We start from the raw sequence: 13764 nt of genomic DNA on the forward strand, positions 1-13764 counted from the left end.
AAACAATGCTTTACCCGATATTCAAATCCCACTAGGATAAGGCATCTTTCACTTTCATAAACGCCTATGAACCTGACAGACTGGATTATCTCCATCATGGAGCAACTGGGCTATCTTGGTATTGCCCTGCTGATGTTTTTGGACAATGTTTTTCCACCTGTCCCTTCTGAAATTATTATGCCTTCTGCGGGTTACTCTGCTTCTCAAGGTGAGCTGCTTCTCATCGGGGTCATCATTGCAGGCTGTATCGGTTCCTTAGTCGCTGCTGCGCTGTTGTACTGGATTGGCTATAAGTTTAATCACGAATCCATCTTTCGCTTTGTTGACCGCTACGGCAAATACTTTTTTATTAAAGCCTCCGATGTAAAAACTGCACTGGACTGGTTTGAACATTATGGACATCGGATTGTGTTTTTTGGACGTATGGTTCCCGCAGTACGTTCCTTAATCAGCATTCCAGCGGGTATGAGCCACATGCCTTTCTGGAAATTCATGTTTTATAGCAGCTTAGGAACCATCATTTGGACCAGTTTTTTGGCTTGCGTGGGCTTCTATTTCGGTGAAAATCAGGCGCTGATGCATCAAATTTTTAGCCAAGTCGGTTATGTGATGCTGGGTATTGCCCTAGTCATCGTTTTATGGCTTTTATATCGTCGACATCAGCGCAAATCACGTCGTTTTAAAAATTAAGCTATACACTTAAGGATTTACATGAAGCATTACCTCAAACATTTTGCAGCCGTCTACAGCATCGCTTTGGTGCTTTTGGTGGCGATTCTGATCTTTGGGCTTCATTTGGGTGGCATAACCCTGATTCCTGCATTAATTGCTTCCGCTTTCATTAGTGCAGCGCATTTCGTCAAAAAAGAACAACGCCTACCCAGTAGTGATGAAAAAATACAATTGGTTTGGGGCTGTAGCGCCATCGCGATCATCATTGCCAGTTTCTTTGTGTTTTTCTTGGTACTGATGAATCCAAATGCTGAACAGATTTTAAAAGCCGCGGATGAAGCTGGACTCGGTCTTTCTGCCGTGATCATGCTCTGTCTGATTGCTGTGCATGCTGCAATCTTTCATTTTACCTATGGTTGGTATGCTGCTTATCGTTTTAAGCAACTGCAATAGCTTCACATCCGATGCTGAAGATTATCATTATTTCAGCATGCTAAATTTGGTTTGGCTCGCTAGCATTTCTTCAGTGAGCCACTGTTTAAAAATAACTTTACGAGGATCATCCTCAAAAGGTGATGCCGAAAGCAAATAATACGCAGAGTCATCTTCACAGATTGGGGAAAGTATTTTAAGCATCTGAAAGCTCAATTCTTTTTCAATCATATAGACCGATGCAATTGTTGCGCCTAAGCCCGCCAAGCAAGCTTCTATACAAAGATAAAAATGCTCTAAGGATACTTTTTCATAGTCTTGTAACTGCACTTTCAAATGAGTGCTTAATTGAGTCCACATTTTGGCTCGAGAACCCTAAATAAACAATTGCTGCATCGGTTCCTCCTGATTTTGGTGCGCCACGCAGACCATGTACTCATCTGCTATCTTTTCGCTATACACCGCTTTGCCCCAATCAAAATCATTGCGCCTAAATGCCAAATCAATATGCTGTGCTTTGAAATCAGGGTTGCCCCCGCCTGTCAATAAACTAATCTCAATCTCAGGATAGCGCTGTTTAAACTGAACCATACGTGGAATCAACCATTTCATTGCAATCGTTGGTTCGCAAGACAAAATTAGCGGCTGCTTGCCGTGATCCTGCTTTTGAAGCTGCTGCAAACACTGATCGATTTGCGGAAAAACTTGTTCGCAACATGCCAATAGTGCTCTACCCTCCACCGTCAGCTGTAACTTTTTCCCTTCGCGAACGAATAAAGCGCAGCCTAATGCATCTTCTAAGTTTTTTAATTGTTTACTGACCGCACCTTGGGTCACAAATAACTTTTCTGCGGCAACAGTAACACTCTCATGGCGCGCGATATAATAAAAAAACTTGAGGGAATTCAGTGATAATCGCTCAATCATTCCAAAAACTCATCAATCTAGAAGAAATAAAGTCGATTTTAAATATAGCAAATATATGAAAAATATATAAATCCTTTAGTTCTCTTCCCAAAAGGATCAATGAGTGAATGAAATCATAGCAATTGCAATGATCACGGTACTGGCTGTGATTAGCCCTGGGGCAGACTTTGCACTGGTCAGCCGTAATAGTTATTTATATGGTCGCCATAGTGGTCTTTATACCGCTTATGGCATTGCCTGTGCGGTATGGATCCACATTGGCTATAGCGTGTTCGGTCTGAGTGTTTTAAAACACTATCTGCCAAATCTTCTCAGTATTATTCAGTATGTTGGTGCGCTGTATCTAATCTATATCGGTTATAAAACCTTTATCCAGCTTCCTGTTGTTGAACAGTCGGCAGTGAGCTTCGTCCAGCGCAAGCAAGCTTTCAGGCAAGGATTTCTCACCAATAGTTTAAATCCGAAAACCACCTTATTTGTCATGAGCATCTTCGCGCAGTTACTCTCAAACCAAAATCAGATGCTCAGCTTAATCGGATATGGCGTTTTTATATCTGCCAGCCATCTAATCTGGTTTATGCTGGTTGCTTACTTTTGCTCTACGCCTGCCATTAGAAATCAGATCCTGCGACAACAAAAGATGATTAACCGACTAATCGGAGCAATTCTCAGTTGCTTAGGACTGGGCTTGTTGCTGATCTAATCCGAAATCATTTAGTCAAAACCCGAGCATAAAATTTTGAGATAAAAAAACGTCCACGAGGGACGTTTTTTTATCTTTCAATAGATCATACATGCCACGAAGCATGGCATCATGAGTCTTATGCCGGTGTATGGTACATCAGATAAAGTTCATTTAAGTTGTCTGGAATTTCTTCCGCCAACTCATCCATCAATTGACCATTGCGACGGAAAGATTCCATTTGTGGATCTTCTTCATCAATACCACTGAACACCATAATTGGTAAAGTTAAATCTACCAATTGCTCTTCATACTCTGGCGCAAACCATGCATCTTCGTTTAAGAACATTGCGTCGACAAAGCCAACACTCCAGTCACCTAAACTTGATTCAACGTCGGCTTCTTCAATTTCAAAAGGAAACTCAATACCTTCTTCATTGGCCAAATTCTGACGGATACTGTCCAACCAAGATTTTACTTGTGCAATAATTTCAGCAGGAACTTTTTTCTGATTGCCTTCAAAAAGCTCATCTAACCAACGATCAAATTGCGGACCAACAGCAATTGCACATAAGAAACCATGAGTCGCCGCAAAATCTAGACCATACTCATTTTGGTCACCATCTAGATATTCACTCAATAGGTCTAAATCTAAAGCACTCATTTCATATCCAAGTTTAAAATTATAAGACGTAGCATAACACTTTCAACACACGATTCTTATCGTGAGTTTCAATCATCCTCATCATCAAAGTCGTCATCATCGTCTATATCATAATCAAAATCTTTTAACTCGCGCTCTAAACGGCGTTGTGCGAGTAAGTCATCGATCAAGCGACGTTTTTCCAGCGACTCTTTCGCGCTAATTTTGCCTGATGCCTCGTCAAAATTGACGTCATCATCACCGTAGTTATCATCTAATTCAAAATCTGTTGAAGACACTCAAACTACCTCAGAATAAAAATATAATGGGTCTAGGCGCTATTTATCCTGCTTCAGAATCCTTGTCAAGATTTATTTAAATTTATCCCATTTAATTTGAATTTTGGTCTTTATTTTTAACCATTTTTTATGGCATGATATAATCCACCTTGCGTCTTTCTGTTTTTCGGTATTTTTAATATCAAATTCTTACATTTTGATGTGGATTTTAAACTGACGAGCGCAAGGGATGAACTTGAAAATAACAATTTCACCCCCATCTTTATCACTGAATTTAAATTAAATATTTTATCAGGCAGCTTAACGGCTGATTATTCCTGATGAGATACGTTGCAGTTTACAGATTAAATATTTGAAGCGAACTGAGCTATCCAGCGCAGTTTTCACCATCACAGATTCAACCAAGAGTAAGCAAAGATGAGCGATATGACTTCCCCTACTTCGCAAGTAGCGGCTCTGATTAGCCGAGGCAAAGAGCAAGGTTACTTAACTTATGCCGAGGTTAACGATCATCTCCCAGACTCGATCACTGAAAGCGAACAGATTGAAGACATTATTCAAATGCTTCAAGACGTTGGTATTCCTGTACACGAACGTGCACCTGAATCTGACGATACAATGTTCGAAGACAATGCAGAAGCTGCGGATGAAGTTGCTGAAGAAGAAGCGGCTGCCGTTCTTGCATCTGTAGAAAACGAACCTGGTCGTACCACAGACCCAGTACGTATGTACATGCGTGAAATGGGTACAGTAGAACTTTTAACCCGTGAGGGTGAAATTAGCATTGCGAAACGTATTGAAGAAGGTATTCGCGATGTTCTGCATTCTATTGCCTACTGGCCAAATGCAGTTGAAGTGGTTTTACAAGAATATAATGATTACCAAGAAGGCGAACGCCGCCTTGCAGATATTTTATCAGGCTACTTAGACCCTGAAACTGACGATGACATTCCAGAAGTTCTGGAAGATGAATCTGAAGAAATTGAAGAAGATGAAGAGTCTTCAAGCAAGACAACCAAAGATGTAAAACTGGATGACGACGATGAAGAAGAAGAATCTGAAGGCGATGACGACTCTGAAGGTGATTCAGGTCCAGATCCAGAAGTTGCCAAAGTTCGTTTTGAAGAATTAGAAGCGGCTTGGAACCAAACCAAATCTGTGATTGCCAAACATGGTCGCAATAGTGATGAAGCGAAAGCTGCACTTGAAGCCCTTGCAACCGTGTTCATGATGTTCAAATTTACCCCTCGTTTATTTGATATCATTTCTGAAATGATTCGCGGTACCCACGACCAAATCCGTACTTCAGAACGTGAAGTGATGCGTTATGCCGTGCGTCGTGGTCGTATGGATCGTACTCAATTCCGTACATCGTTCCCTGGTCAAGAATCTAATCCAGCTTGGTTAGACGAACAAATTGCCAAAGCGCCTGCTGAGCACAAAGCCCATTTAGAAAAAGTACGTCCAGACGTGCTTGCCTTCCAGCAAAAAATTGCCGATATCGAAAAAGAATTGGGCTTGAATGTTAAAGACATTAAAGACATTTCTAAACGTATGGCTGTGGGTGAAGCGAAAGCACGCCGCGCGAAAAAGGAAATGGTTGAAGCCAACTTACGTTTGGTAATTTCGATTGCGAAAAAATACACTAACCGTGGCTTACAGTTCTTGGACTTGATTCAAGAAGGTAACATTGGCTTGATGAAAGCGGTAGACAAGTTTGAATACCGTCGTGGTTATAAGTTCTCGACTTATGCAACATGGTGGATTCGTCAGGCGATTACCCGTTCGATTGCAGACCAAGCGCGCACCATCCGTATTCCAGTACACATGATCGAAACCATCAACAAGATCAACCGTGTATCGCGTCAACTTCTTCAAGAAATGGGTCGTGAGCCTACGCCTGAAGAATTAGGCGAACGTTTGGAAATGGACGAAGTTAAAGTGCGTAAAGTACTTAAAATTGCCAAAGAGCCGATTTCGATGGAAACACCTATTGGTGATGATGAAGATTCGCATTTGGGTGACTTCATTGAAGACAGCAACATCACTTCTCCAGTCGATGCTGCAACTTCAGAAGGCCTGAAAGAAGCGACTCGCGAAGTCCTTGAAAACTTGACTGAACGTGAAGCGAAAGTCTTAAAAATGCGTTTTGGTATTGACATGCCGACTGACCATACTTTGGAAGAAGTAGGTAAACAGTTTGATGTAACACGTGAACGTATTCGTCAGATTGAAGCTAAAGCACTACGTAAATTGCGTCATCCATCTCGTTCTGAACACCTACGTTCATTCCTTGAAAATGACTAAGACCACATGATGCACATGGGGGCTTGAAAATTATGCAAGTACCTCCATTATGTATCAATGAGAAACACAACGCCTGCACTCTCGCAGGCGTTTGAAATAAGGGGGCTACAATGTTAGACCGTACACCATCCCGCGAACTTCAAGAACATCTTTGGGTTTTCCCAATGGATTACCCAATTAAATTAATTGGGGAAGCAGGTGCTGAGTTACGCGTTGCAGTCGTTGAAATTCTAGTGAAGCATTTTCCTGAGTTCGATGGCGAGAGCTTACGTGTGCAACCGTCACGTACTGGAAAATACCATTCGTTGACTGCACAACTCCGTTTCGAAGAACTCGAACAAGTTCATGCACTGTATGCAGATTTAGCGGCTTGCCCGCTGATTAAAACTGCACTTTAAGCACTCAAAAAAACACGCGATCTGCGTGTTTTTTTTACGCCTAAAGACTCCCCAATTCAGAGAATTTCCCCCTATCCCGCTTCGCTCAGCATATAATTCAAATCACACTCACCTATTGTTAAGGATGCTGTCGACGTGACTGATGCTGTAACCCAACCTACCTTAATCATTCGTCAATTTAATCAGCTTACCCCTTATGCAGACCGCTTTCAGGACATGAAACAGTTTACTGAACAACGTGATGCAGATACTCCTGACGAATTGTGGTTACTACAACATCCCGATGTGCTGACCCAAGGTCAGGCAGGTAAACCCGAACACATCTTGGTGCCTTCACATATTCCTGTAGTGCAGACCGACCGTGGGGGTCAAGTCACTTGGCATGGACCTGGTCAACTGGTCGCTTATTTCATGTTTGATCTCAATCGTCTGGGCTGGAATGTCCGCACATTGGTGTCTTATGCTGAAAACCTGATGATTGAACTTCTGAAGAAATACGGAATTGAAGCCTATGCCAAACCTGATGCACCAGGCGTTTATGTGAATGGGCGCAAGATTGGCTCTTTAGGATTTAAAATTCGTCGCGGGCGTAGTTATCACGGACTGGCACTGAATATTAATTGTGACTTAACTGGTTTTCACACCATCAACCCTTGCGGTTATGCAGGCTTAGAAATGGTGCGCATTCACGATCTGATTGAACAGAACCCACCAAGTTTTGAAAACTTATGCGCCGATATCATTGAAACTTTAGAAAACAGCGGGTACTTTAATAAAGTTCAAATTGTTCAACAATAAGCACTTTACTTTTAACAGTAAAATAAATTAGAGTATTCACTCTAAATAAAATAATAGATTCAGAAACAAAGGGATAAGCAAGTGATTTTAAACAAATCAGTAAAACCTGCTTTACAACTCGCCTATGTCAAACTCATGATGGATGTGATTGGCAGAGGCTTGGTGATGGCAAGTCAGGTGGATGATGAAATTAAGCAGGAAGTTGCCAAATTCCCTGCCAATTTCATTTTGTCCATGAAGGTATTTCCCCATGGTCCTGCCTTTATTGCCCAAGTGACAGATCAGCATCAGTTAGTGCTGTTAAATGACACTGAACAAAAGCCTGATCTCACTATTACCTTTAAGCACCTGAGTCATGCCTTTCTGGTATTTTCTTTCCAAGAAAGCACCGCGCAAGCCTTTGCCAATGACCGTATGATTGCTGATGGTGACTTGTCTTATGCCATTCGTTTAGTCCGCTGTCTGAACAAAATGGAATCCCTGATTTTACCGAAATTACTGGCTGAACTTGCAGTCAAACAATATCCTCACGAACTTAGCCTAAAAGAAAAACTGACAGGCGCAGCCAACATTTATCTTAAAGTGGCTCAATCATATTTCAAACGGAGTGCATAACATGGCAAAGCCTTATTACGAATTTTTTTGCCCAGTCAAAGTCATCGCAGGCAATGCAGCGTTAGAACACATCCCTTTTGAACTAGCTACACTCGGCTCCAAACGCCCAATGATCATCACCGATAAAGGCGTACGCAGTAACCAGTTACTGGCACCCATTGAAGCAGCCTTTGAATCCACTGATGCCGTAATTGGCTGTATTTTTGATGATGTTCCACCCGATTCAAGTTTGGATACCGTACGTCAAGCCGCAGCTTTGTATCGTGAAAACCAGTGTGATGCGATTATTGCTGTGGGTGGCGGCTCAGTCATTGACACTTCTAAAGCCACCAATATTTTGGTCAGTGAAGGTGGTGATGATCTATTACAGTATTCTGGTGCACACAACCTACCGAAACCATTAAAGCCATTTTTTGTGATTCCTACCACTTCTGGGACAGGTTCTGAAGTAACCATGGTGGCAGTCGTTTCGGATAAAGCTAAAAATGTAAAAATGGCATTTGCTTCATATTATCTGATGCCACATGCCGCGATTCTTGACCCACGTATGACGCTCACATTACCACCGCATTTAACTGCCATGACTGCGATGGATGCTCTAACCCATGCGGTAGAAGCTTATACCTGTTTGGCCGCGAATCCGATCAGTGATGCCTATGCGACAGCAGCAATCAAAAAAATCAGCGGCAATTTGTTTAATGTCTTAGACAATCCGAACGATTCACAAGGTCGTTTGGAATTGGCACAAGCATCTACCATGGCGGGCATTGCCTTCTCGAATTCTATGGTCGGTTTGGTGCACTCTCTAGGACATGCACTCGGAGCTGTTGCACATCTGCCGCATGGACTTTGCATGAACCTGTTCCTGCCGTATGTGCTGGAATACAACAAAGAAGTGAATGGCGACAAAATTGCTGATTTATTACTGCCGCTTGCAGGTGCTGACATTTACGCACAAACACCAGCACATTTAAGAGCCAATAAAGCCATCACGACGATTCAAGCTATGCGTGATCGCCTGTTTAGCTTGACCAAATTGCCAAGAACCTTGCAAGAAACAGGTAAAGTGACTGAAGCTCAACTCGATGAAGTAGCTGAAAAGGCCTTAAATGATGGATCGATCATTTACAATCCGAAAGAAGCAACCATCGAAGACTTGAGAGCCATTCTGCAAAAAGCATGGTAAATGTGAACTGAAATTTAAAGCCTGATGTGCAAACATCAGGCTTTTTCATGAATGACACAATAGTCATCGTTTTTTTACCATTTTGGCAGAGAATTTGCTAAAAAATTCTACAAAATTACTGACAAGTGACATCAATTTAGGATAGATTGGCGCACTTTTATTTTATTCGTAGGGGGGATCGTTCGTCTCAAACGATCCTTATAAACATGACTGATCCTTGATCAACGATTAAGAGGACAACGCCGTTGACAAATATCTCTGGGACTCAATCGGCAGCGAAACTGCAAAAAAACCTTGGATTCTGGCACATTGTCATTATTGGTTTGGCTTACATCCAACCGATGACCTTGTTTGATACGTTTGGTTTAGTATCTGAAGAAAGCCATTACCATGTTCCGACCTCTTATATTATTGCCCTGATTGCAATTTTATTTACCTCCATTAGCTATGGGCATATGATCCGTCGCTACCCATCTTCGGGTTCAGCATATACCTATGCGCAGAAATCAATTCATCCGAATGTTGGTTTCATGGTGGGCTGGTCATCATGGTTAGACTACCTCTTATCACCAATGGTCAATATTGTCTTGGCGGTGATTTACTTAGAGGCTTTATTCCCTGGTGTAAACCACTGGGTCTGGGTCTTGGGTCTAACTGCACTGATGACAGGGGTAAACCTACGTGGTGCACGCTTCGTTGCTAACTTTAACAGTCTGATTGTTTTCGTTCAGCTAGGTGTAATTGCATACTTTACATGGATGGTATATCAATTACTTGCCGCTGGTGTGAATGCAGATGGCACATTGGTGAATGCCAAGTACCAACTTTGGAGTCTTGAACCATTTTGGAACGAGATGACCACTATTGGTGCATTAATCACAGGTGCAACTTTACTCTGCTTCTCGTTCACTGGTTTTGACTCATTAAGTTCATTGGCTGAAGAAACCAAAGATACTGAAAAGACGCTGCCGAAAGCCATTTTTATGACGGCACTATTTGCTGGTGTGATCTTCATTATCAGCACTTATTTCATGCAAATTTACTTCCCGAACGACCCTACAACTTACTTTGAAGATGTTGCTGCAACTCAGCCAGACATCTTGCAAGCAGTCGGTGGTGTCGCTTTCAAAACAATCGTATTGTATTTTGCAATTGTGACGGTAATGGCTTCGGGGATTTCAGCACATGCTGGCGTATCACGCTTGATGTATGTCATGGGTCGTGATGGTGTCATTAACAAGAAGATCTTCGGTCATATTAGCCCAAGAACGTATACACCATCGTACAACATTTTAATTGTTGGTTTGGTTGCACTGACTGCGGGCTTTATGGATCTCGACATCGTGATCTCAATGATTAGTTTCGGTGCCTTGACTGCCTTTACTTTTGTTAACTTGTCCGTGATTTCACGTTATGCCCTACGTGACGGTCGCACTAAAAATGCAAAAGAAATCATCAACTTTGTTGTAATTCCGATGCTAGGCTTTCTCAGTATTTTCGCCATGTGGCTTGAAATTGAAGAAACGGCATTGAAATATGGCTTATGGTGGGCGATGTTTGGTATTTTATACTTAGGTTATAAGACCAAAGGCTTTAAACAGCCAGCGCCACAACACAATGAATTTGATGATCATCATCATTAATTTTCATGCCTAAAAAAAGACGCTTGATGCGTCTTTTTTTATTTCAGCTTATGCAGAAAACTTCTTGGTGATGCTGGCGATACGCTGTGCATAGACTTTTGCTGTGTCCAAATCACCTGATGGAATTTCTTCCACGCTAGCATCCGAAGGCGTTTGTACCAATAAACCGACAGAGCCACCTAAATTATTCACATCTTCGCGAGTTGCCGATTTACTGTTTGCAGGTAATAAACCTAAGCTCACCCAAATACCGCCATGCTGTGAAGCCAGAGTCTGTAGCTGAATAAGCGTGACTTGCTTATCACCATTCAAACTGGCGCTGTTGGTAAAGCCACCAAAAATTTTATCTTGCCATGCACGGTTAAACCATTTTTTCGAGCTTGCATCTGCAAACTTTTTAAATTGCCAAGGTGCCGTACCCATATAAGTCGGTGCACCAAAGACAATTGCATCAGATTGATCTAAGGTTTGCCAATCTTGTTCTTGAATATCACCATTCGCATCAATTTCGATGAGATTCGCGGCAATTTCTTGTGCAAATGTTTGAGCAATTACTTTGGTATGCCCGTAACCTGAAAAATATACTACTGAAATATTGGACATTTTGTTTTCCTGCTTATGCATTCGATTAGGTCGAAACCTAAGGCTCACTGTGATTCATTAAAAGATCACACCACATGAATTCATGATACACTTATGAAACCTAGTATCAATTAGTTACCACTTGGTAACTGGTCTAGAATCCATGTGAAATGATGCTTAATTCTCAACATGAGGCAGAGCTAAAATGAATAACCCAATGAAATTCAACATCTTTCATCCAAACTGCCCTGCACGGCTTTTTTTTGAAAAATTTGCAGACAAATGGATTTTATTAATTGTGTACACTCTTGATCAGGAGTCACAACATTTCAATGAGTTGAAAAAGAATATTCTCGGGATTTCTCCCAAAGTGCTGTCACAAAAGTTAAAAATACTCGAACGTGATGGTTTTTTGACACGCACCATTCACGAAGACAATATCATTCGAGTGGAATATGCACTGACTGAAATTGGCAAAGATTTTGCCCAAAATGCCTATCAACTCAAAGATTGGGTCGAAGCAAATATAGAAAAAGTGATAGATTCTAGAACTGGATTTGACGAGCGCCAAGAAAAAAAAGAGCCAGCTTAAACTGACTCTCTAGAATAGCTTATTCTGCTGCCAATTGTTGGAAGCCTTGTTGACGCCATGCTTCATATACAATTACGGCTGTGGCATTCGACAAATTCAAACTACGTGAATTCGCTGCCATCGGTAAGCGAATCCAATGCTTTTGTGGGAACATTAAACGCACATGCTCAGGTAAACCACGTGTTTCTGGTCCCATCAACAAGGCAATTGGACGGTTCAAATCTGAGGTATGCGGCGTTTCAGTGCCCTTGGTCGTTAAAGGATACACTGCATCTCGATCTACGCCTTGTGCAGCTAAAAATTCAAGACATAGTTCAATATTGTCCCAAATTTGCATGCGTGCCCATTCATGATAATCCAAACCCGCACGCTTCAATTTTTTATCATCCAATTCAAAACCCAATGGCTTGATCAGATGTAGCTGCGCTCCAGTATTGGCACATAAACGAATGATATTGCCTGTATTAGCAGGAATTTCAGGCTCGTATAAAACAACATGGATCACAACACTTCTCAACTTAGTAATTTTGCTATTTGGTAGATAAACAGTTCATGCTCAGAACAATTCAATCTCCAATCCATAGCAGTTAGGATGAAACAATGGCTAGCACTTTACTGCCATTGTAATTGTTCACGTAAACTCACCACTTCACCAATGATGGTTAAAGTCGGTGCTTGAATATGATGTTCGCTGACTTTGCTGGCAATATCCGCCAAAGTTCCAACCACCACCTGTTGCTCAGGTGTTGTCCCTTTAGAAATTAAAGCAACTGGCATATTTGAGCGTTGTCCATGGGCGATGAGTTGTTGGCAGGTATTTTCTAGACCGACCAAGCCCATGTATAACACCAAGGTCTGATTCTCATACACCAATTCATTCCAAGGCAGCTCTGGCGAGCCTTCTTTGAGATGTCCTGTCAAGAATCGAACACTTTGCGCATAATCACGATGTGTTAAAGGAATGCCCGCATAAGCTGAACAGCCCGATGCTGCGGTAATCCCTGGCACAACTTGGAACGTAATACCAGCGTCAAACAACTCTTGAATTTCTTCACCACCACGTCCAAAGATAAACGGATCTCCACCTTTCAGACGACAAACCCGTTTGCCTTGACTGGCGTACTTGACCAATAAAGCATTAATGCCTTCTTGCGGTACAGCATGATTTGAACGCGCTTTACCGACATAAATTTTTTCTGCATCACGGCGACATAAATCCATAATCGGCTGAGAGACCAGACGATCATAAATCACCACATCCGCTTGTTGCATCAGGCGTAATGCTTTTAAAGTCAAAAGCTCAGGATCGCCCGGACCAGCACCAACCAAATAGACCTCACCTTGCGGCGTTTTCCATTCTTTCAGCGCCTGTTCAATCAGTTGATCTGCTGCATCTTCATTCCCATTAAACACCTGCTCTTTGAGTGGACTGGCATACAAGTCTTCCCAAAAAATACGGCGCTGGTCAGGATTGGCAATTTTCTCTTTGACCTTGGCACGCCATTTACCCGAAAACTCAGCGAGTTTGCCCATGCCATGCGGAATCAAGGTTTCCAGTTGAGTTCGAATTTGGCGAGATAAAACAGGAGATGTACCATTACTCGCCACCGAAAGAATTAAGGGCGAACGGTCAATAATGGCAGGTACCATAAAACGACAATGTGGAGGATCATCGACACTGTTGACCAGTACCTTTTCAGCTTCACAGACTTCAAACACCTGCTGATTGACTGCACGATCATTGGTCGCTGCAATCACAAGTCGATAGTCACGTAAATTCAACGGTATCTTAAACGCTTCAGCCAAATACTGACCTTGGGTTTGTTCAACCAAAGCCAACAAATCTGCTTCAATTTCAGGAGCAATTACATGCAGTACTGCCCCTGCTTTGGCTAACAAAACTGCCTTGCGATAGGCAATGTGCCCACCGCCGACAATCAGACAAAGTTGCTGTTGCAGCTTCAAAGAGATTGGAAATATCTCCACGG

General features: G+C 42.1%; 15 protein-coding genes and 1 pseudogene. 10 read left to right on the forward strand and 6 right to left on the reverse strand.

Features of this window, described 5'->3' with window-relative positions; genetic code table 11:
• Window positions 1-66 precede the first annotated feature (66 nt).
• Entirely contained in the window at window positions 67-690 is a 624-nt protein-coding gene (locus GWK51_RS02975) for a DedA family protein (protein WP_161932599.1), read from the forward strand.
• A 21-nt stretch (window positions 691-711) separates the two neighbouring features.
• A complete protein-coding gene (locus GWK51_RS02980; protein WP_161932600.1) occupies window positions 712-1125 on the forward strand; it encodes an ABZJ_00895 family protein in 414 nt (137 codons plus the stop codon).
• Window positions 1126-1152: 27 nt separating this feature from the next.
• Here GWK51_RS02980 and GWK51_RS02985 read toward each other — a convergent pair.
• Window positions 1153-2031: pseudogene (locus GWK51_RS02985) on the reverse strand (LysR family transcriptional regulator).
• Window positions 2032-2134: 103 nt separating this feature from the next.
• Between GWK51_RS02985 and GWK51_RS02990 the strand changes: the two are divergent.
• On the forward strand, window positions 2135-2734 hold the full coding sequence (locus GWK51_RS02990; protein WP_161932601.1) for a LysE family translocator: 600 nt from the start codon (window positions 2135-2137) through the stop codon (window positions 2732-2734).
• Between the two features lie 118 nt (window positions 2735-2852).
• On the opposite strand, the gene GWK51_RS02995 is transcribed toward GWK51_RS02990, so the two are convergent.
• Window positions 2853-3377 carry a YecA/YgfB family protein gene (locus tag GWK51_RS02995; RefSeq protein ID WP_100243177.1) on the reverse strand — a complete coding sequence of 175 codons (525 nt, stop codon included), beginning with the start codon at window positions 3375-3377 and terminating at the stop codon, window positions 2853-2855.
• 68 nt (window positions 3378-3445) lie between these two features.
• Window positions 3446-3655: a PA3496 family putative envelope integrity protein gene (locus GWK51_RS03000; RefSeq protein ID WP_016165788.1), complete on the reverse strand. Its 210-nt coding sequence runs from the start codon at window positions 3653-3655 to the stop codon at window positions 3446-3448.
• A gap of 417 nt (window positions 3656-4072) precedes the next feature.
• Here GWK51_RS03000 and rpoD point away from each other — a divergent pair, with 417 nt between their 5' ends.
• From rpoD to GWK51_RS03030, 6 genes are all read left to right on the forward strand, one after another.
• Window positions 4073-5962: an RNA polymerase sigma factor RpoD gene (gene rpoD / locus GWK51_RS03005; RefSeq protein WP_161932602.1), complete on the forward strand. Its 1890-nt coding sequence runs from the start codon at window positions 4073-4075 to the stop codon at window positions 5960-5962.
• A 110-nt stretch (window positions 5963-6072) separates the two neighbouring features.
• Window positions 6073-6360 (forward strand): YbeD family protein, encoded by a 288-nt coding sequence (locus GWK51_RS03010; RefSeq protein ID WP_100243175.1) that lies wholly within the window; start codon window positions 6073-6075, stop codon window positions 6358-6360.
• A 135-nt stretch (window positions 6361-6495) separates the two neighbouring features.
• Window positions 6496-7158 carry a lipoyl(octanoyl) transferase LipB gene (gene lipB, locus GWK51_RS03015; RefSeq protein WP_161932603.1) on the forward strand — a complete coding sequence of 221 codons (663 nt, stop codon included), beginning with the start codon at window positions 6496-6498 and terminating at the stop codon, window positions 7156-7158.
• 81 nt (window positions 7159-7239) lie between these two features.
• Window positions 7240-7773: a hypothetical protein gene (locus tag GWK51_RS03020; protein WP_100243173.1), complete on the forward strand. Its 534-nt coding sequence runs from the start codon at window positions 7240-7242 to the stop codon at window positions 7771-7773.
• A 1-nt stretch (window position 7774) separates the two neighbouring features.
• Window positions 7775-8959, forward strand: coding sequence for an iron-containing alcohol dehydrogenase (locus GWK51_RS03025; protein ID WP_100243172.1), 1185 nt, complete (start codon window positions 7775-7777; stop codon window positions 8957-8959).
• A 245-nt stretch (window positions 8960-9204) separates the two neighbouring features.
• Window positions 9205-10602 carry an APC family permease gene (locus GWK51_RS03030; RefSeq protein ID WP_100243171.1) on the forward strand — a complete coding sequence of 466 codons (1398 nt, stop codon included), beginning with the start codon at window positions 9205-9207 and terminating at the stop codon, window positions 10600-10602.
• 48 nt (window positions 10603-10650) lie between these two features.
• Here GWK51_RS03030 and GWK51_RS03035 read toward each other — a convergent pair whose 3' ends face one another.
• Window positions 10651-11205, reverse strand: coding sequence for a flavodoxin family protein (locus tag GWK51_RS03035; protein ID WP_161932604.1), 555 nt, complete (start codon window positions 11203-11205; stop codon window positions 10651-10653).
• A gap of 184 nt (window positions 11206-11389) precedes the next feature.
• Between GWK51_RS03035 and GWK51_RS03040 the strand changes: the two genes are divergently transcribed.
• Complete coding sequence (locus tag GWK51_RS03040; RefSeq protein ID WP_161932605.1) at window positions 11390-11776, forward strand: winged helix-turn-helix transcriptional regulator; 387 nt, start codon at window positions 11390-11392, stop codon at window positions 11774-11776.
• Window positions 11777-11795: 19 nt separating this feature from the next.
• On the opposite strand, the gene GWK51_RS03045 is transcribed toward GWK51_RS03040, so the two are convergent.
• Together GWK51_RS03045 and cysG are read right to left on the reverse strand one after the other, a co-directional pair.
• A complete protein-coding gene (locus GWK51_RS03045) occupies window positions 11796-12281 on the reverse strand; it encodes a tRNA (cytidine(34)-2'-O)-methyltransferase (RefSeq protein WP_161932606.1) in 486 nt (161 codons plus the stop codon).
• A gap of 107 nt (window positions 12282-12388) precedes the next feature.
• The gene (gene cysG / locus GWK51_RS03050) at window positions 12389-13762 is read right to left on the reverse strand and encodes a siroheme synthase CysG (protein WP_161932607.1); all 1374 of its coding nucleotides are present in this window, start codon (window positions 13760-13762) and stop codon (window positions 12389-12391) included.
• Window positions 13763-13764: the final 2 nt, after the last annotated feature.

The sequence above is a fragment of the Acinetobacter kanungonis genome, assembly GCF_009939195.1.
GTDB classification, from domain to species: Bacteria; Pseudomonadota; Gammaproteobacteria; order Pseudomonadales; family Moraxellaceae; genus Acinetobacter; species Acinetobacter kanungonis.